Annotated in this window: 17 protein-coding genes; 11 read left to right on the top strand and 6 right to left on the bottom strand. The window is 62.4% G+C overall.

Features of this window, described 5'->3' with window-relative positions; translation table 11 throughout:
• Positions 1–19: 19 nt before the first annotated feature.
• From AAC645_RS02855 to AAC645_RS02845, 3 genes are all read right to left on the bottom strand, one after another.
• Positions 20–148 (bottom strand): ADP-ribosylglycohydrolase family protein, encoded by a 129-nt coding sequence (locus AAC645_RS02855; protein ID WP_340313661.1) that lies wholly within the window; start codon positions 146–148, stop codon positions 20–22.
• Positions 149–275: 127 nt separating this feature from the next.
• Positions 276–971: a hypothetical protein gene (locus AAC645_RS02850; RefSeq protein WP_340313659.1), complete on the bottom strand. Its 696-nt coding sequence runs from the start codon at positions 969–971 to the stop codon at positions 276–278.
• Positions 972–1,153: 182 nt separating this feature from the next.
• Complete coding sequence (locus tag AAC645_RS02845; protein ID WP_340313658.1) at positions 1,154–1,909, bottom strand: hypothetical protein; 756 nt, start codon at positions 1,907–1,909, stop codon at positions 1,154–1,156.
• A gap of 450 nt (positions 1,910–2,359) precedes the next feature.
• On the opposite strand from AAC645_RS02845, the gene AAC645_RS02840 reads away from it, so the two are divergent.
• On the top strand, positions 2,360–2,563 hold the full coding sequence (locus tag AAC645_RS02840; RefSeq protein WP_340313657.1) for a helix-turn-helix domain-containing protein: 204 nt from the start codon (positions 2,360–2,362) through the stop codon (positions 2,561–2,563).
• Positions 2,564–2,641: 78 nt separating this feature from the next.
• Here the strand turns inward: AAC645_RS02840 and AAC645_RS02835 are convergent, their stop codons facing one another.
• The 3 genes from AAC645_RS02835 to AAC645_RS02825 form a co-directional block, all read right to left on the bottom strand.
• Positions 2,642–2,905: a UBP-type zinc finger domain-containing protein gene (locus tag AAC645_RS02835; RefSeq protein WP_340313697.1), complete on the bottom strand. Its 264-nt coding sequence runs from the start codon at positions 2,903–2,905 to the stop codon at positions 2,642–2,644.
• A gap of 318 nt (positions 2,906–3,223) precedes the next feature.
• On the bottom strand, positions 3,224–3,634 hold the full coding sequence (locus AAC645_RS02830) for a GlcG/HbpS family heme-binding protein (RefSeq protein ID WP_340313656.1): 411 nt from the start codon (positions 3,632–3,634) through the stop codon (positions 3,224–3,226).
• A gap of 46 nt (positions 3,635–3,680) precedes the next feature.
• Positions 3,681–4,517, bottom strand: a complete 837-nt coding sequence (locus AAC645_RS02825; protein ID WP_340313655.1) for an enoyl-CoA hydratase/isomerase family protein — start codon at positions 4,515–4,517, stop codon at positions 3,681–3,683.
• Between the two features lie 233 nt (positions 4,518–4,750).
• Between AAC645_RS02825 and AAC645_RS02820 the strand changes: the two genes are divergently transcribed.
• The 10 genes from AAC645_RS02820 (at position 4,751) to AAC645_RS02775 (ending at position 16,431) form a co-directional block, all read left to right on the top strand.
• Complete coding sequence (locus AAC645_RS02820) at positions 4,751–5,233, top strand: DUF3237 domain-containing protein (protein ID WP_340313654.1); 483 nt, start codon at positions 4,751–4,753, stop codon at positions 5,231–5,233.
• 46 nt (positions 5,234–5,279) lie between these two features.
• Positions 5,280–6,455 carry a hypothetical protein gene (locus AAC645_RS02815; protein WP_340313652.1) on the top strand — a complete coding sequence of 392 codons (1,176 nt, stop codon included), beginning with the start codon at positions 5,280–5,282 and terminating at the stop codon, positions 6,453–6,455.
• A gap of 34 nt (positions 6,456–6,489) precedes the next feature.
• Positions 6,490–7,116: a TetR/AcrR family transcriptional regulator gene (locus tag AAC645_RS02810; protein ID WP_340313650.1), complete on the top strand. Its 627-nt coding sequence runs from the start codon at positions 6,490–6,492 to the stop codon at positions 7,114–7,116.
• 407 nt (positions 7,117–7,523) lie between these two features.
• The gene (locus tag AAC645_RS02805; RefSeq protein ID WP_340313649.1) at positions 7,524–10,307 is read left to right on the top strand and encodes a TonB-dependent receptor domain-containing protein; all 2,784 of its coding nucleotides are present in this window, start codon (positions 7,524–7,526) and stop codon (positions 10,305–10,307) included.
• 163 nt (positions 10,308–10,470) lie between these two features.
• Entirely contained in the window at positions 10,471–11,163 is a 693-nt protein-coding gene (locus AAC645_RS02800) for a type 1 glutamine amidotransferase domain-containing protein (RefSeq protein WP_340313696.1), read from the top strand.
• A 93-nt stretch (positions 11,164–11,256) separates the two neighbouring features.
• Entirely contained in the window at positions 11,257–11,772 is a 516-nt protein-coding gene (locus tag AAC645_RS02795) for a VOC family protein (protein WP_340313648.1), read from the top strand.
• Positions 11,773–11,820: 48 nt separating this feature from the next.
• Positions 11,821–12,300, top strand: coding sequence for a cupin domain-containing protein (locus tag AAC645_RS02790; RefSeq protein WP_340313647.1), 480 nt, complete (start codon positions 11,821–11,823; stop codon positions 12,298–12,300).
• Complete coding sequence (locus AAC645_RS02785) at positions 12,297–13,952, top strand: MFS transporter (RefSeq protein WP_340313646.1); 1,656 nt, start codon at positions 12,297–12,299, stop codon at positions 13,950–13,952. Before AAC645_RS02790 ends, AAC645_RS02785 begins: the two co-directional genes overlap by 4 nt.
• A gap of 98 nt (positions 13,953–14,050) precedes the next feature.
• Entirely contained in the window at positions 14,051–15,073 is a 1,023-nt protein-coding gene (locus AAC645_RS02780) for an HlyD family secretion protein (protein WP_340313645.1), read from the top strand.
• Positions 15,070–16,431 carry an efflux transporter outer membrane subunit gene (locus AAC645_RS02775; protein ID WP_340313644.1) on the top strand — a complete coding sequence of 454 codons (1,362 nt, stop codon included), beginning with the start codon at positions 15,070–15,072 and terminating at the stop codon, positions 16,429–16,431. Before AAC645_RS02780 ends, AAC645_RS02775 begins: the two co-directional genes overlap by 4 nt.
• Positions 16,432–16,559: the final 128 nt, after the last annotated feature.

Here is a 16,559-nt window from a genome sequence, read left to right as displayed (position 1 = left end):
TGCGAGCGATCTTCTCCCTCTACTTTCGCGAGATGCCGTCCGACCCAGGAAGCGCTCCGGCGAGCTGGTCGGTGATCGCGGCGATAGTATCCGCATCCTCACTCAGATTGGCCACCCACAGCACCGCCTGCTCGGACGAAGCCGTCATGCCGATGCTCGAGAGCGAAGATGGCCCGCCTGGATGTGGACAGGATGATTTCCCGCGCCGCGTGTACCGCCCGGCCGGGCTCACCCGGCTCGATCGGCGAAGTGTCAAAACCCGCCCCGCCCCCTGGCTACGCGCGCAATCGCTTTCTGACCTCTTCGATCACGTCCGATATGGATCGAAAAATCCAGTCGGGCGCCGGTGCCCAGTCATGCCACTTCTCCTGCCGCTGCCGCGCGAAAGCGACCAGCCGTAGTTGGGTCATGGTGCAGTTGCCCAGGCCTTTGCGCTCGGCGGCGTCCGCAGCCTTGAGCAAATCCATGCCAATGCGGACAGCACAGGTGTAACCATCGAACGAACCGCAGAAATTTAGCTGATCCTCATACGCGGCGTCGATGGCGGGGAGATCCTCATGCCGAAGATCGTCGTTCAGGATGATGGGGACTCCTGTCGAACTCCGATCGATCGCCGGCTGCTCGGGCGGCGGCGGCGGATTGATAGTGCAATCGGGCAGTCCGTCCTCCAGCCCGTTGTAGAAGATCGGCAGTCCGCCATTTTCAGCGGCGCCCAGCACGTTTGAGAACCAGCCCGCATATAGCCAGTCAGGCCCCTCCGCAGCCCGAGCCAGTTCGGCGAATCGACTGATGAATTTCATCGCGAGCTCACGCGCACCGTCCCCAGCGGCGTCATCCCAGTTGAAAAAGCGGTTGCCGTCACTGGAGGTATAGAGCGCTTCATGCTCCACTCGTAGCGGGGTCCAGCCGTCCGCCAACACGTCACCTGCTGGCAGCAACAGGCATCGCCACTGCGCCTTGTCGTAGGACATCCCCGAACAAATCCTGAGGCGCTGATACCCGGCCTTATGGAGCTCGTACACCATCGCAAGGATCCTCATCGCCCTTCTGATTCCGCTATCGGGGCTGGACGCCACGGAGATCGGTAGCAGCACCGTGGATTGCGGCCCGGCGATGCAGCGGCGATGGCTTCGGCTGGTGTGAGCGATCGTGGTCATTGATATTTGTCGGCGAGCTGCTGGGAGTAGTTGACCTGCTCGGACAGGCATTGCTGCTCGGACCTGAAATACGTCCAGACCCGGTCGTAGCCATCGCCGCGGTCGATGCTCACCTCGACCTTGACCAACTCTCCGCCCGGACCGCGGAAGTCCTTGGTCACAGGACGATCCGTGAAGCCGACAAACTCTTCGAGCTTCTCCGCCGGACCACCGCTGACATAACAGGAGGTGAACTCACTATTGGCGACCCACCATTGGGCCTTTGGCTTTCGCATCGCGACCCCTCGAACGTAGGGCGAATCCGCCGCCGTGATGTTTCCTTTGAAAAAGCGGCTTTCGAGGTATTCAAGGCGCGCCCGAGCACGTTCAACCGCTCCGGGTTGCAGCGGAAATTGTGGATCAACATAAGATTCTTCGGAGCGAGTGGATATAACGCGCTGCGCCTCGGCCTCCGCTGCAGCAATGTATGCCAGCGCGGCGATGACTGGCTCGCGGTCACCAACGAACTGATAATTTCCGTCACGCTCTCCCCAGATCAGTACTCCGCCCATTTCATGCGCTGTTCGGTCGTAAGCGAGCCAAAGATTTGCTTTGGGAAAGCGGCGTTTCTCGACGCCCTCTTTCCAGACCGCGGTCGAGTAACCGGCACCCCGAAAAATCTGGATGGTATGACCATCTTGCCTCGCCAGGGCCGATATCTGGGCCCCATAAAAGTCGAGAACCTGAGGGTCGTCCTTCAGGCGCTTGGTCAATGGAGCGAATTCGGGGGGCAACTGAGAGACCAGAGCGTCAACTCGCTTTCTAAAGTCCAGGTCGTTTGCATAGAGCCCCGCGAGATACTCCGTCTCACCATCCACGCTGTGGCAACGCAAGATACAGTCCTTCGCGCCTCTGAACACCGCCTCGTCTATCTTGCCGGTGCCACAACCTGTCAGCGCGGCAGCACAGGCGCCTAGGATTAAGTATTTCCTCCCTCGTTCCGCCAGACTCGGGCTACTCCCGACAAGACCGCGAGCGGTGACTCCCCGCCCTTCCCCATATCCAATCAGCCATTCCCTCAGCACCGAAATCTCCCGCAGGGGTGACGCATGATCACGTCGCCTATGAGTGACATCACCAGTGCTCGACAGTGAGCCGCAGTCAACTCCAATGTTACTGATCGTCTGTAGAATGATCGTCGACACGAGTGTCTTTAACTCGGCGTGGATATACGCACGCGCCTTGGGAAGAATGTTCGCCGCCTTCGCGAGGAGAAAGGCTGGAGCCAGGAGGCTTACGCCGATGAGGCTGGAATCCACCGGACCTATGTCAGCGATATCGAGCGCGGGGCGAGGAATCCTACGATCGTGGTGGTCGAGAAGCTTGCGAAGCCGCTCGGCGTGTCCGCCGGAGCATTGCTTGATTGACGCCGAGGTAAGCGAATCAAAGCCGCTTCGGAATAGACGCCCGGACCTCCGCCCCGCCACGCACCGTCGTCCGTGATCTCAATAGTATCGCGGAATGGGACCCCTTTGTAGGGTCTGATCCGGCAAGTCGATTTCGATCTCGTCAAGATAGCACCATCCCCAGCCTTCCGGCGGATCATAGCCTTCGATCACGGGGTGCCCGGTTTCGTGGAAGTGCGCTGTCGCATGACGGTGGGGTGATTGGTCGCAGCATCCGACATGACCGCAGACCCTGCAGAGCCGGAGGTGAAGCCACGGGCTCCCGATCCGGAGACATTTCTCGCATCCGCGTGCGCTCGGCATCACCTCGCCGATGGCGCTGCTATGGGGACAGTCCGTCATGCTTCTCCTCCGCCGCTGGGTTGGCGATCGTTAAATGGGCCTAGGAAACGACTGCAGTGCCCTCGCCTACGAGCAGCACCAACCCGCTGGTTGATCCGGCGCAAACGTCTCCGATTGCAAGCACGCCCGGGAGCCTGCCTTCCAGCGGAGGGGCCCCATTCCGATGACAACGAACTCCTTGTTGTCGATCGCCGCCCGTACAGCCACTCCGCATTCGGGCTGGCACCACGGCATCCCGTTGCTTGGTCAAGGCCAGGACCGAACGGAGAGCCGCCAAGGTTATGGAGCGGTCTCAAGGTGCCCATCTAAAGCTGCCTCGACGATCGCGACATCTTCGTCCGCCGTTCCGCCGCTGACGCCAATGCCAGCGAACACCCGCCCATCATGTATCAAGGGGATTCCGCCGCCCATCGGGCAAAATCGGCCGCCCGCAACGGTCGGCAACGCGTAGAGAGCCTGCCCGGGTTGCACGAGCGCAAGTAGATCAGCAGTGCGCACCCCTACCAGAGCGGCCGTGTAAGCCTTTCGCTCAGAAATCTCGAGCGAGAAGAGCGGAGCGCCGTTCATGCGATGCTGAAGCACTAGGTTGCCGTGGATATCGACGATGCAGACCGCCACTGGCAACTGTGCTTTCATCGCCTCGGCCGCCACGCGTTCTGCCAATTGCTTGGCTGTCCTAAGCATATCCATGGATTTTTGATCCCTATGATGGCCTTTGAGGCGCGTTGGGCGCCTCCTAGCGGCGAAGTTCGCCGATATGGAATCCAAGCCGGTCCTCCACGTCGCCAGGGCCTTGAAAGCCCTGCTTCGTCAGGGTCTCTATACTATTCTGGGCTGCTGATCGGCCGAGCGACGCGATGCAAGCGTCCCAGCCCGCACCGAGTTCGACGTCTGGTGGAAGGCTGACGTTGACCAATCGCTTGGTCTGCGCAATTGCCCATTTGTCGAAACGGGAGATGCGGGTCGCGAGCGCATCGACATGGGCGTCGAGCTCTGTGTCGGGAAGAGCGCGGTTCACATAGCCATAGGCCTCGGCCTGATCGCCGCTCAGGTCCTCCGAACTCAGCAGAACCTCCAGCGCGCGATTGCGACCGATTAGGTGCGGTAGGCGCGCCATCGGACCGCCGCCGGCGACCATGCCGACGCCGACCTCCCATTGGGATATGATCGTCTTCTCTTTGCTGGCGAACGCCATATCGCAAGCCAGCGCGATCTCGCTGCCATTGCCCGTCGCCCGGCCCCGGATCAACGCGATCGACGCCACTGGCGCGCGGGTCAAGCGGACGAGAAAATCCGGCCATGGCGGCAGTCCGCTCGGGCCCGCGGGCATCGAAGTAAGGTCCTCCAGCCGCGCCTTGAAGTCCGAATGGTTCAGGAAAAAACCGTCGACCGCACTGTCGAAGACGACCACGCGGACGTCCTCGTCACTCTCTATCTCTTCGATGATCTTCTGGAATTCGCGGACCGTTTCCGGGCCCATCACGTTGAGCGGAGGGTTGTCCATCGTCACACGCCAGTAGCCGGGCGAGTGACGGGTCAGCCGAATCTGCTGGGTTGATGTCTGCGCGTCCATCGGAACCTCCTTTCACAAATGTCCAGGACGCGTCTTAAATGTCGCGGATCTTGCGCCGCGACGATTGGACGATGGTATCGGCGATACCTCGGTATAATAGCGACCGGCGGAGGGATTTCATATTCCTGCAAGGAAGGCGAGGAGCGCGCGGTCGGCATCGCAAGAGCGACGATGCAGGGGTAGCTATCGCTACCGTCCGCATCAAAGCCGAGTGGCGTCCGCTGGAGCAAGGCATGAACCCTCTCAACCCATCGTCGGTATTGCAGCGAGTGGAGCTGTCGCCGTTGTTCGTCCTCGAGGCCGCCGTCGATGCCCTTCAGGCGATAGGCATGCCCGGTGCCGAACGGCGGGTAGGGCCGATGACCGCCGGCCGATTCTACGGCCGCCGCCTCAGTGGGCAGGTGCTGCCCGGAGGTTCGGACTGGCAGACCATCGCACCGGATGGCAGCGTCCATCTCGATGCGCGCATAGTCCTGCAAACCGACGCCGGCGAGCTGATCGGGATGTCGTTCACAGGGATCCGACATGGCTTGCCGGAGGTCATGGCGCGGCTTGCCGCGGGCAAGTCCGTAAAACCTTCCGAATATTATTTCCGGATCCAGGCAGGTTTCAGCACCGGAGCGGAGAGGCTGGCGTGGCTCAACCGCATCATTGCGGTTGGGACCGGCCATCGCCTTCCGGGTGGACCAATCTACAACCTGTTCGAGATAACATAGACGTCGATGCCGCGTTGGCCGTTTGCCAGGTTACAGCGGTAGCTTATTGACGACCAAAATAGGGCTTAGGGAGCAATCGAACTCGGGGGCGGGCGTGTTGCGACACTCTTCAGCTTTTATTCTTGTAGCCACGCTGATGATCGCTCGCCCGGCTTGGGCGGAAAGCAACGCCTTTCCCATCAACGTTCATCGCGGACCTATGGCTTCATCGCTTCAGGAGCTGGCGCGCCAGTCCGGCACCGAGTTATTGCACGATTTGAACCTTGTGCGGGGGCGGCAAACGGTTGGAAGGCGACAGCAGGATACGGAAGAACGGGTGGGTTTCGTCGACGAGCCGCTGAAATGGCGCGCGAACGGAGGTGCGAAATGGACCGTAGGTCGCACGATGATCGGCGCGAACTTGCAATTTTTCGGCAAATATTGGATCGCAGTCTCCGAATTATTGTTCGAAGCCGATTATAACGAAGGACCGCAGGGGTCGAAGTACGTGAAGGCGCAGGCCTATATCGACCTCTACAAGCCAACGCTTCAATACCCGCTGGGCTGGCAGCGTTCACGAGATGAGCGTCGATTTCCCGTCATCAACCTGTTGGGCCATACACCGCCCTATCAGGCGGATCCCGATCTGGGCGGAGCGCAATACAGCTTCTACGGCGATCCGCATCAGAGCCGGTTCGAACTTACGCCGAACGCAAAATTCTGGGCCAATCACCATCCTCAGCGACGTCGAAAAAAACGACATGCTCGCTGCCAACAGCCGCAGGCTCGACCCCATGATGAGATCCCGCCGCGACGCATCGGGCGCCGAGGCATGGCTTCGCGAGAATGGACGCGCATCGCCGTGAGAATCTCGTCGTCGTCGGCCTGGTCGAAACAGGACCAAACCTCGTTGGCGCGGTTCAGGGCTTGCCTATGGCTTTCGTGCGCAACTAGCCAATTCAGTTCTGTCTCGCTTAAACCGGCTCGGCAATGCGCAACGAAACAGGCAGCAACCAAGTCCGGCGCCATTTTCCCAAGGCGTTCGCCATTGACTGTCTCGTCAAGCATGGCGCACTTCGATTTTCTCGATGAAGGGAGGAGCGCCCTCATCGAGCGCTTCATCACGGCGCTGACGCAATTGCCGAACCTGATGCTAGGCCCCCGTCAGGACAACGTTCCAGCCGAAGCAAGATCCACACTGCACCTATCCATATCAAATTTTGTACTATACCGAATAATATAAAGGCGTGGCTATGCCGTCAAGGATATTGTGCGATATGGTACAAAGAAAGACCGAAGGCGAAGCACGCCGTCGTGGACGACCAAGAGCTTATGATCCCGAGACGGCGCTCCGCCAGGCGATGGGAGCTTTCTGGAAGGGAGGTTACGCGGGCACGTCGCTCGACGACATTTCGGCGGCGACCGGCATGAATCGGCCGAGCTTGAGCGCGGCATTCGGCGACAAACGCACACTCTATCTCAAGGCGCTGCACAGCTACTGGGATGCCAAGCTCGTCGCCATGAGTGAAGCGCTGAGGGTGGGCACGTTGGAGGAGGCCCTGATGCGCGCCTATGACGCGGCGTTAGCAGTCTATTTTTCAGGAGATGATGGTCCTCTAGGATGCTTCGTGCTCGGAACGGCGCTCACAGAAGCGTTAGACGATGCTGAGGTCCGCGCTATCATTGATACGGGCTTCCGAAAGCTCGATGCGGGCTTCGAAGCGCGGTTCCGGTTGGCTTGCGAGACTGGTGACCTCAAATACGACGCCGATACAGGGGGGATGGCGCTCCTCGCCTGCGCGACAATGCAAACCCTCGCCATTCGAGCCCGCGCAGGCATACCAGAAGATGAGCTTAGGCATGTTGCGCGCAAGGCCGCGTCCATGATCTGCGGATCTGTCTGAACCCCACTGGATCTTGAGCGACGGGGCGTCACTGGTCCGGCGGACGAAGTGCTCACTTCGTTTCCTCCAGTGATCTACCGGGGAGTGAAATACGAACGCCGGTCAGCCGCCAGATATGCTATCGAGAACAATCGAACTCAGGGGCGGTCGTGCTGCGACGTATTGCTTCAGGAATGGCGCTCATATCGGCGCTGATGATCGCTCGCCCCGCATCGGCGGAGACATATGCCTTTGCGATCAATCTTCGCAGTGGCCCGCTCGCATCTTCGTTAAAAGATTTGGCGCGCCAGTCAGGTATAGAATTATTATTTGATTTCAATCTATTGCACGGCCGGCAAACAGCTGGGCTGCACGGAAAATATTCGGTCGAGACGGCCCTGCAAAGGCTGCTGAATGGGACGGACCTCATGATGCGCCGAGCCGCATCGGGGGCCTGGGTGGTCGAGCAACGAGGCGCGGCCAGCGCGCCGCCTCCCGAAGATCTCGCGGCTCCCGACATCCTCGTCATCGGTCGACGCTCCCAAGATGTCGACATCCGCAGGCGCGAAAACGATGTCCAGCCCTATCAGGTCGCGACGGGCGAACAGGTCGTCCGTTCACACCGCGACAATCTCGACCAATTTTTCCGTAGCCGTGTCACACCCAACACCGAGATCCTGCCGCCCAGCCTGCTGCGCAATGGCCAGACCAATTCGGAGATCAACCTGCGCGGCCTTGGTGCGGACCAGACGTTGATCCTCGTCGATGGCCGGCGCCTGCCTGGCATTCCCCAGACCAATCTCGGCCTCGGACAACCCGACATCAACGCGATCCCGCTCCACGCGATCGAGCGTGTCGAAACGCTCACCGGCACGGCCGGCGGAATCTACGGGTTCGGCGCGCTCGGCGGTGTCGTCAACGTCGTGCTCCGGCACGACTATCACGGGCTCGAGCTGCACGCGACGACGGGCATCAGCACGCGGGGCGACACACGCCGGCTCAACCTCGAAGGCGGCGTGGGCTTCACCCCCGATGACGGACGGACGGACGTGATGGTTTACGTCAGCCATTCGTGGGAACAGCCGCTGCGCGCAGGCCAGCGCGGGCTCACCCTGCGCGGCCGCCAGGCGGGCAATCGGCTCGACCCCGAGCGGTTCCTCCTCTTCCCGTCCTCGAGCGATTCACCATTTGTCGCGGCGACAGGCGGGGAAGAGCTCGTCTTCAAGCCCGAATATGGTGGCGCGGCGCTCGGCGCCAATCACAGCTTCCTGCCGAAAGGGTTCGCCGGGACGCAGACCGACCTCATCGCTTCCCTGATTCAGCATGCCGGCCAGGTCGACATCGACCCCTCCGACAATGAGAAAGCGGGCGGTCTTACCTCCACGCCCCGCACCTCCTCAGCCATTATCAACATCCGGCATCGTTTGGGCGGCGGGATCGAGGCCTATCTCGACGCGCTGATCCTGCGCAATCAGGGCCGTTCCCACAATTTCCAGTCGAACGGCGAAGTGATATTTCTTCCGGACTCGCCTATCAATCCATTTCAAAACGCCGTTACAGTCGACTTCGCGGCTCCACCGCAAGACCAGTACGCCAGGATTCACCATTCCAGCGAGCGATATACCGCGGGCCTCATCGTCCCCTTGCCGTTCGAGTGGCGCGCGACCGCAGAAGTGGCTTTCGGTGCGGTTCATTATGACTCCAGCACCGGCAACAACGGTTTCTTCATAGGACCGATCATCGCCGACGGCTCGGAATCGCCCGATTTCAATCCGTTTGGCAATGCCGATGCTTTTCGACGAAGCCTCGTGGTATATCAGCACAATTCGGCGCAAACGCTGCATGAGCATAACCGCGATCATGAGCAGTCGTTGCGACTTGCGGGTCAGGTGTTCAGGACAGTGGCCGGCCCGGCGACGCTCACCCTGCTTCTCCAGAACCGCGTGGAGAAGGTGCCGGCTTTCAAGAGCACTTTCTCCGACGACGTCGTCGAGCCGGAAACATTCGTGACGAACTATGCCAAGCGCACCAACGGCACGCTTTCGGCCTACGCCGAACTCGACGCTCCGCTGATCAGCCGCGATGCGTCGATGCCGCTTCTGAAAGGGCTCGAACTGCAACTCGCGGTTCGCCACGATCATCAGAAATTCGGGTTTCCGAGCAATCTTGCCGCCGATGATCCGCAGAACCGGCTGCATGCCACCTTTGCCGGGACGAGCTACACGGCCGGTGCCAAATTTTATCCGCTGCCGTGGCTGATGCTGCGCGCCAGCTACGCGACCGGGCGGCAGCCGCCTCCACTCGAGGATCTCGCGGAGGCCGACATACCCGAGAATCTGCTTTTCTTTGCCGATCCGAAGCGAGGCAACGCAATCTTCGTCGATGACACCGACTATGTCCTCAAGCTCTCCGGCTCGCCCGATCTCAAGACAGTACACGCCAGCACATTGGCACTCGGCACAGTGATCAACCCCAATGGCGACGGCGGTCCACGCGTCTCGATCGATTTTTCGCACAACCGCAGAACCGGCGATTTTGAGGAACTCAGCGACTCAATCGTACTCGCGCATGAGGATATGTGGCCGGAGCGCGTGAGGCGCGAACCGCTGACCGACGAGGACCGGGCAAGAGGCTTTACCGGCGGGCGTATCACGGTGATCGACGCACGAGGACTGAACGCGGGTCGCCTCGACGTCGAATCGATCGACGCACAGTTCGATTGGCGTGTGCCGTTCGCCGAAGGGACGTTGCGCCTTTATGCCAGTGTCACGAGGCAGCTCGTCAACCGGAAGGAGGACCTTTTCGCAACCCCCGTGGAACTGGCCGGCCTGCGCGATGGGCCGCTCAAATGGCGGGCCAATGGGGGGACCGAATGGGCCTTCGAACGCAGCATGATCGGCGCCAACCTGCAATATTTCGGACATTATCGCATCGCCGATTCGGGAACGCTGTCAGCGTCGGATCTCCTCGAGGAAGAACAGGGATCGAAATATGTGAAGGCGCAGACCTATATTGATCTTTATGCCAGCCGCAGCTTTCCGATCCGTTGGGGCGGCACCGAGCATGAGCTGAACCTCGATCTGGCGATCATCAACCTCTTCGATCACGCACCACCGTACCAATCGGCAGACCCCTTAGTCGGGCCGCTGTACAGCCTCTATGGCGACCCGCGCCAACGCCGGTTCGAGCTGACGCTGAACGCGAGCTTCTGAGCGCCACAGCCCAGCGACAGACTACACCATCGTACAATTGAGCCCGCCCCCGGCTCCGTCAATATACCCAAAGTACAATGATGATTGTCAGAACATTCGAGCCGCCGCGGTACGAAGCCTTTTCGTGTGATGCGAGCAGATCGACCAAATAGAGGAGCACATGATGAAGATCCTGATGGTTTTGACGTCGCACGATCAGCTAGGTGATACCGGCCGCAAAACAGGTTTCTGGCTTGAGGAATTCGCCGCGCCCTATTTCATCTTCAAGGATGCGGGCGTGACTCTGACGCTCGCATCACCCAAGGGCGGTCAGCCACCGCTCGATCCGAAAAGCAATGAGCCCCTCTTCCAGACCGAGCTCACCCATCGCTACGAGGCTGACATCGAGGCCCAGACGGACCTGGCGAACACAGTGCGTCTCGACAGTGTCCGCCAGGAGGATTTCGATACGGTCTTCTATCCGGGCGGCCACGGCCCAATGTGGGATCTCGCCGAGGATATGGACTCGGTGCGCCTGCTCGAGGCTTTCCTGGCGGCAGGCAAGCCGATCGCGCTGGTGTGCCATGCCCCGATCGCGCTCCGTCACGCCCGCAACGGCGATGGCACCCCGGTCGTGCAGGGCAAGCAGGTGACCTGCTTCACCAACACCGAAGAGGAAGCGGTGGGGCTTACCAAGATCGTGCCCTTCCTCGTCGAAGACGAGCTTCGGCGCCTCGGAGGCCTGTTCTCCAAGGCCGATGATTGGGTTCCCTATATCCTGTCCGATGGGCTGCTGCTGACCGGCCAAAATCCGGCATCGTCGGGCCCGGCCGCGAAGGCGCTGTTGGAACGCTTCGCCGACAAGATCGCGGCTTGATTGCCGGAGGGCGACGTTTTTCCAAGGAGTCCCGACATGGACAGCTCTCAGCTACCACGTGATGTCTCAGCCGAGCGTTTGCCGGCGATGACGATGAAGTTCGAGCTGGTGGTCATTCCGGTGACGGCCGTGGACCGCGCGAAGCGCTTCTACAGCAATCTGGGCTGGCACTGCGACATTGATCACTCGGCCGCGAGCGGCTTACGCATCGTGCAGTTCACGCCACCAGGCTCTAAAAGCTCCATCATGTTCGGCACGGGCATCACCACGGCCCAGCCGGGATCGGTGCAAGGGCTGCACCTCATCGTTTCCGATATAGAAGGCGTCAGAACCGATCTGTTCGGCCGCGGCGTGGAGGTCAGCGAGCTGTTCCACGACCCGGGCGGCATATTCCACCGGGTCGGCCCCGAAGGCCGCGTCAGCGGAGCGAACCCCGGGCGCAAGAGCTACGCCTCCTATGCATCGTTCAGCGATCCCGACGGCAATGGCTGGGTGCTCCAGGAGGTAACCGCGCGATTGTCGGCGGATGTCGAGGGCAGCGATGCACGGTTCACCCCCGAGCTGCTGAATGCCGCACTGGGTGTCACGACAGAGGCCCTTCCGGCCTGAACGGCGGAACGCGTAAATGAAACGTCATTCTCAAGCGAGGAAATGTCCATGGTCCGCATTCGCCAAGGCGGGGCAGCGCTGCTGCTTGCTCCACTGATGTCCGCCCCTGGACTGGCCCAACAGCTTTCGCCCAAGGTGATCGCCGGGGTCCACTCCGAGGATATCCGCTACGAACCGTTCGCGGCCTTTCCGGCGGGGGCCCAACTCGCGAAGGTCGTCGGCGATCCGACCCAGCCCGGCCCTTATGTCGTCCGCGTCAGGGTGCCGGGAGATGTCAAGCTGATGCCTCACACCCATTCGGAAGACCGCATCTACACCGTTATTTCGGGGGTCTTCTACATCGGGTTCGGCGCAACCTTCGACGCCTCCAAACTCAAGGCCTATGGCCCCGGCAGCGTCGTGGTCCTGCCCGGTAATACGCCCCATTTCCATTGGGCTCGGTCGGGCGAATATGTGACCCAGGTAACCGGGATGGGCCCGTTGGGCATCGACTATGTCGATCCGGCCGACGACCCGCGACGGCGGTGACCGCCGCCGTCGTCGAGCCGCAGCGGGACGCTTTTGTCTTCGCGCCTGAGGAACGACCGAGCTTTCCTGGGGCACCTTACACGCCGCCTCATCCGGGCTGGCGCCGTGCGGGCTATGCCACGATTGGACTGCTGTCCGGAGTCGGATCGAATCTCGGCAACAGCCTGATAACGGTGAACATCTCCGATATTGCCGGAGGGTTGGGTCTCTACGTCTACCAAGCAAGCCTGTTGCCGGCGTTCTACGTCGCCTTCATTGCGAGCGCCAACCTGATCCTGGTCAGGGGCCGCGTCCAGTTCGGCATCGCGGCCAGCACCCAAGCCGCGCTGACGGCCTATCTGGTCGCCGGCGCAATTCAGCTACTGTTTCCCGGTTTTCCAACCGCCTTGCTGGTCCGTGCCGCCGCGGGGTTCGCGGGCGCAGCACTGGTGACTTTCGCGATCTTCAATTTCATGCAGATCGTGCGGCCAAAGGCGCGACCGGTGGCGGTCGTCCTTGCGATCAGTTCGACCCAGCTCGGCCAGCCGCTCGCCAGGCTCTTTCCGGTCGAAACGCTCGCGCGGACACATTGGCATGCGCTGCACCTTGTTGAGCTCGCCATTCCCCTCACCTTGCTCGCCGCGAGCCGCCTGCTGCCATTGCCGCCGAGCGACCGGATGAGGTGGTTGCGACGGGATGATTTCGCTACCTTCGCGTTGGTGCTCGTGGGAATGCTGCTCGCCTGCTCGGTGCTGGCCGAAGGCCGGCTGCTTTGGTGGACAGAGACGCCGTGGCTCGGCGTGGCGCTTGCCCTCAGCGTGCCGTGCTTCGCGCTCGCCATCCTGGTCGAACGGCGACGCAAACGTCCGGCGCTCCAGCTTCACTGGCTCGGCAGCGTCGAGATCCTGCGCTTCGCTGCAGTCGCTCTGCTGGTGCGGCTCGCATTGGCCGAGCAGACCTATGGCGCCGTGGGGCTACTCACGTCAGGGGGGCTCACCAACGATCAGCTGCGCCTCCTCTTCCTGATGGTGGCAGCTGCTATGGCCCTCGGTAGCGCGACCGCCGTACTGACACTGAGTGAGAAGAGCCCGCGCTACCAGGTGATGGTTGCAGCATTGCTGATAGCGCTCGGCGCCTGGATCGATACCGATGCGACCAATGTCACCCGCCCGCCGCAACTCTATCTGAGCCAGACGCTGATCGCGTTTGGAACGACGCTCTTCATCGGCCCGGCGCTCGTCTTGGGGTTCCGCAAGCTTTTCCAGCAGGGCGCGGACTATTTGGTGAGCTTCATCTTCCTGTTCAATTCGACGCAGAATATTGGCGGACTCGTTGGGTCGGCGCTGCTCGGCACTTATCAGGTAATATGCACACGCTACCATGCCGCCACGCTGTCCGAGCGACTGCTCGCCGGGGATCCGCAGGTTGCCACGCGCATCGAGGCCGGCAGACAGGCTCTCGCCGGCTCGATCGTCGATCCGGGCATGCAGGCGGCGCAGGGCAGCGGGCTCCTCGCCCAGGCGTTGGCCCGCGAGGCGACGATCCTTGCCTATAATGATGTTTTTCGGCTGGTTTGCCTGCTGGCGCTCCTGACGGCGGCCTTCGTCGCCGCCATCATCCTAGGGTCCGCGGCGCAGGACCGTCGCGCCCGCGCGCATGCGCTGCCGGCATGAGCGAAAAAAGGCTTCCCTCCGTGGAAACGGTGAAGGCTACGCCATCCTCGCCGGATCCGTCGCCTCCTATCTCCTGGCACCCCGTGCAGCCTGGCCGCGTGACAATAGCGACCGTGCTGGCCCTTGCCATCGCCACTGTCCTCGCCATCCTCGCGGCATGGGACCTGCCACCTTTTGGCGGGCGCATTGAGAAAACCGACAATGCCTACGTCCGCGGGCGCACGACGGTCATCGCGCCGCAGGTGAGCGGCTATGTCGCAGCCGTGCTGGTGAAGGACTATGAATATGTTCAACGCGGCCAGGTGCTCGTGCTCATAGACGACGTCACCTACCGCGCGCGGGTCGCCCAGTCGCAGGCCACGCTCGACACCCAGATCGCTGCGCTCGCCAATAGCCGTCAGGCCCGGATGTCGCGCGTCGCGGGGCTGAGCGCACAGGTCGCGGCTCTGGGGAGCGCTCAGGCGCAACTGCTCCGGGCGCGCGCCGATATGGCGCGCGCCACCGATCTCGTGCGTGATGGATCGATCTCGGTGCGCGAGCGCGACCAGACGCTCGCCGCCTTCCGCGCCGCCGAAGCGCAGGTGCGCCAGGCCGAGGCGACCGACGAGATCGGGCGGCAAGACATCCGAACCGTCGATGTCGGGCGCGGCGGACTGGCGGCACAGGTCGAGGCCGCTCGCGCGGCCTTGCGCGGCGCCGCCATCGATCTGAGGCGCACCGTGATCCGTGCGCCCGAAAGCGGGCAGCTTGGCGAAGTCAGCGTGCGTCTCGGCCAATATGTCGCGCCGGGCACGCAGCTTTTCTCACTTGTACCGCCCGATCGTTGGGTGATCGCAAACTATAAAGAAGACCAGACGGGGCGGATGCGGCCAGGTCAGCGTGCAACTGTCACGGTCGATGCGCTCGACGACGCTCGCTTCTCTGGCCGGATCGAACGGATCTCGCCTGCGGCCGGCTCCGAGTTCGCCGTGCTCAAGCCCGACAATGCCACCGGCAATTTCGTGAAAATCCCGCAGCGCATCGGCATTCGCATCGCAATCGACCCGAACCAGCGCGCGGCCACGAGGCTGCGGCCGGGCATGTCGATCGAGGCGCGGATCGACACGGCTGGTGGACCGTGAAACGCGCGCTCCCCCTTGCGCTCGGCGCTCTGCTTGCAGGTTGCGCGGGTCCGCGCCCCGCACCGCCGCCGAGCGCCGCGATCATCCCTCCTCCACAATGGCGCGAGGCGTCGGGGGCGGAAGCGATCGACACGGCATGGTGGCGTGGCTTTGGCGATCCCGTGCTGGCGAAGCTGGTCGAGCAGGCGCTCGCCGCGAATATCGACATAGCGACGGCTGCCGCGCGGGTTGAGGAGGCGCGTGCGCAGCTTCGCCTTGCCCGGGCGCAGCGCCTGCCCGACCTGATCGGCACGCTCGGTGGCGGACGCGAGCGCTCGATTAGCCCTTTCGGCAAGCCCGAGGAACAATGGGCCGGACGGGCAGGCCTCTCGGTCTCCTACGATCTCGACCTGTTCGGGCGCCTCGCCAGTGCGAGTGCGGCGGCGCGCGCCGATTTGCTCGCTTCGCAAGCGGCGCGCGACAATGTTCGTCTCGCCGTCGCCGCCTCGACCGCGAGCGCCTATGTCAATCTCGTCGAACTCGATGCGCAACTGCAGGTCGTGCTCGACACATTGGCCGCGCGCGAAGCGTCGCTGCGCCTTGTCCGCCGCCGCGCCGAGGCGGGCTATGCTCCCGCACTCGACCTGCGTCAGGCCGAAGCGGAATATCGCGCGGCGGAGCAAGCGATCCCGGTGATCAAGCTGGCGATCCGCCGACAAGAGGACGGGCTCGCCATTCTGCTCGGTCAAAATCCAGCCTCGATCGCGCGCGGCAAGCCGCTTGCCGCGCTGGCGCTCCCGAGGATCGATGCCGGGCTTCCGTCGGCGCTGCTGCGTCGCCGGCCCGATATCGCCCAAGCCGAGCAGCAGCTCGTCGCCGCCGATCGGTCGCTTGATTCGGTGCGCGCGGCCTTTCTGCCTTCGATCCAGCTTAGCGCAGCGGGCGGCTACGCCGCCTCGACCTTGCTCGCCAATCCGGTGGGCATCTTTTCCCTCGGCGGAAGCATATTCGAGCCGATCTTCGATGCCGGCCGGTTGCGCGCGCAACAGAACGGAGCCGCGGCCCGCCGGGACCAAGCGGCATTCGCTTATCGTAAGGCCGCGCTCGAGGCGTTCCGCGAGGTGGAGGACGCGCTCGCCGGCGTGACCCGCTCGGGCGAGCAGCAGGCGTCGCTGGTGGCGCAGCGCGATGCGCTCGCCGGAGCGCTAATGCTCGCGACCAATCGCTACCGCGAGGGTTACAGCACCTATCTCGAACAACTTGATGCGCAACGGAGCCTGCTCGCGGCCGAGCTGTCGCTGGTTCAGGTAAGAGCCGATCGGTTGATCTTCACGATCAGGCTCTTTCAGGCGCTCGGCGGCGGCTGGACCGCATCCTAATCGCGCTGAATGAAGCCCGGCACGCCGGTCTCAACCACGGCGTTGAAGCAGCATATCGGAGGAATCTATCAGCTCATTACTAGGCGGGGCTGCTATCGGCCGGGCGGCGTGCAAGCAGTCTGGTGGGC

Source organism: Rhizorhabdus argentea (assembly GCF_037861105.1).
GTDB lineage: Bacteria > Pseudomonadota > Alphaproteobacteria > Sphingomonadales > Sphingomonadaceae > Rhizorhabdus > Rhizorhabdus argentea.
This window is presented reverse-complemented; position numbering and strand designations above follow the sequence as displayed.

Coding starts and splice junctions, on each gene's coding strand:
- AAC645_RS02855 (WP_340313661.1), bottom strand. CDS start 148: ATGACGGCTTCGTCCGAGCAGGCGGTGCTGTGGGTGGCCAATCTGAGT.
- AAC645_RS02850 (WP_340313659.1), bottom strand. CDS start 971: ATGTCCTACGACAAGGCGCAGTGGCGATGCCTGTTGCTGCCAGCAGGT.
- AAC645_RS02835 (WP_340313697.1), bottom strand. CDS start 2,905: ATGCCGAGCGCACGCGGATGCGAGAAATGTCTCCGGATCGGGAGCCCG.
- AAC645_RS02830 (WP_340313656.1), bottom strand. CDS start 3,634: ATGGATATGCTTAGGACAGCCAAGCAATTGGCAGAACGCGTGGCGGCC.
- AAC645_RS02825 (WP_340313655.1), bottom strand. CDS start 4,517: ATGGACGCGCAGACATCAACCCAGCAGATTCGGCTGACCCGTCACTCG.
- AAC645_RS02820 (WP_340313654.1), top strand. CDS start 4,751: ATGAACCCTCTCAACCCATCGTCGGTATTGCAGCGAGTGGAGCTGTCG.
- AAC645_RS02810 (WP_340313650.1), top strand. CDS start 6,490: ATGGTACAAAGAAAGACCGAAGGCGAAGCACGCCGTCGTGGACGACCA.
- AAC645_RS02805 (WP_340313649.1), top strand. CDS start 7,524: ATGATGCGCCGAGCCGCATCGGGGGCCTGGGTGGTCGAGCAACGAGGC.
- AAC645_RS02800 (WP_340313696.1), top strand. CDS start 10,471: ATGAAGATCCTGATGGTTTTGACGTCGCACGATCAGCTAGGTGATACC.
- AAC645_RS02795 (WP_340313648.1), top strand. CDS start 11,257: ATGAAGTTCGAGCTGGTGGTCATTCCGGTGACGGCCGTGGACCGCGCG.
- AAC645_RS02790 (WP_340313647.1), top strand. CDS start 11,821: ATGGTCCGCATTCGCCAAGGCGGGGCAGCGCTGCTGCTTGCTCCACTG.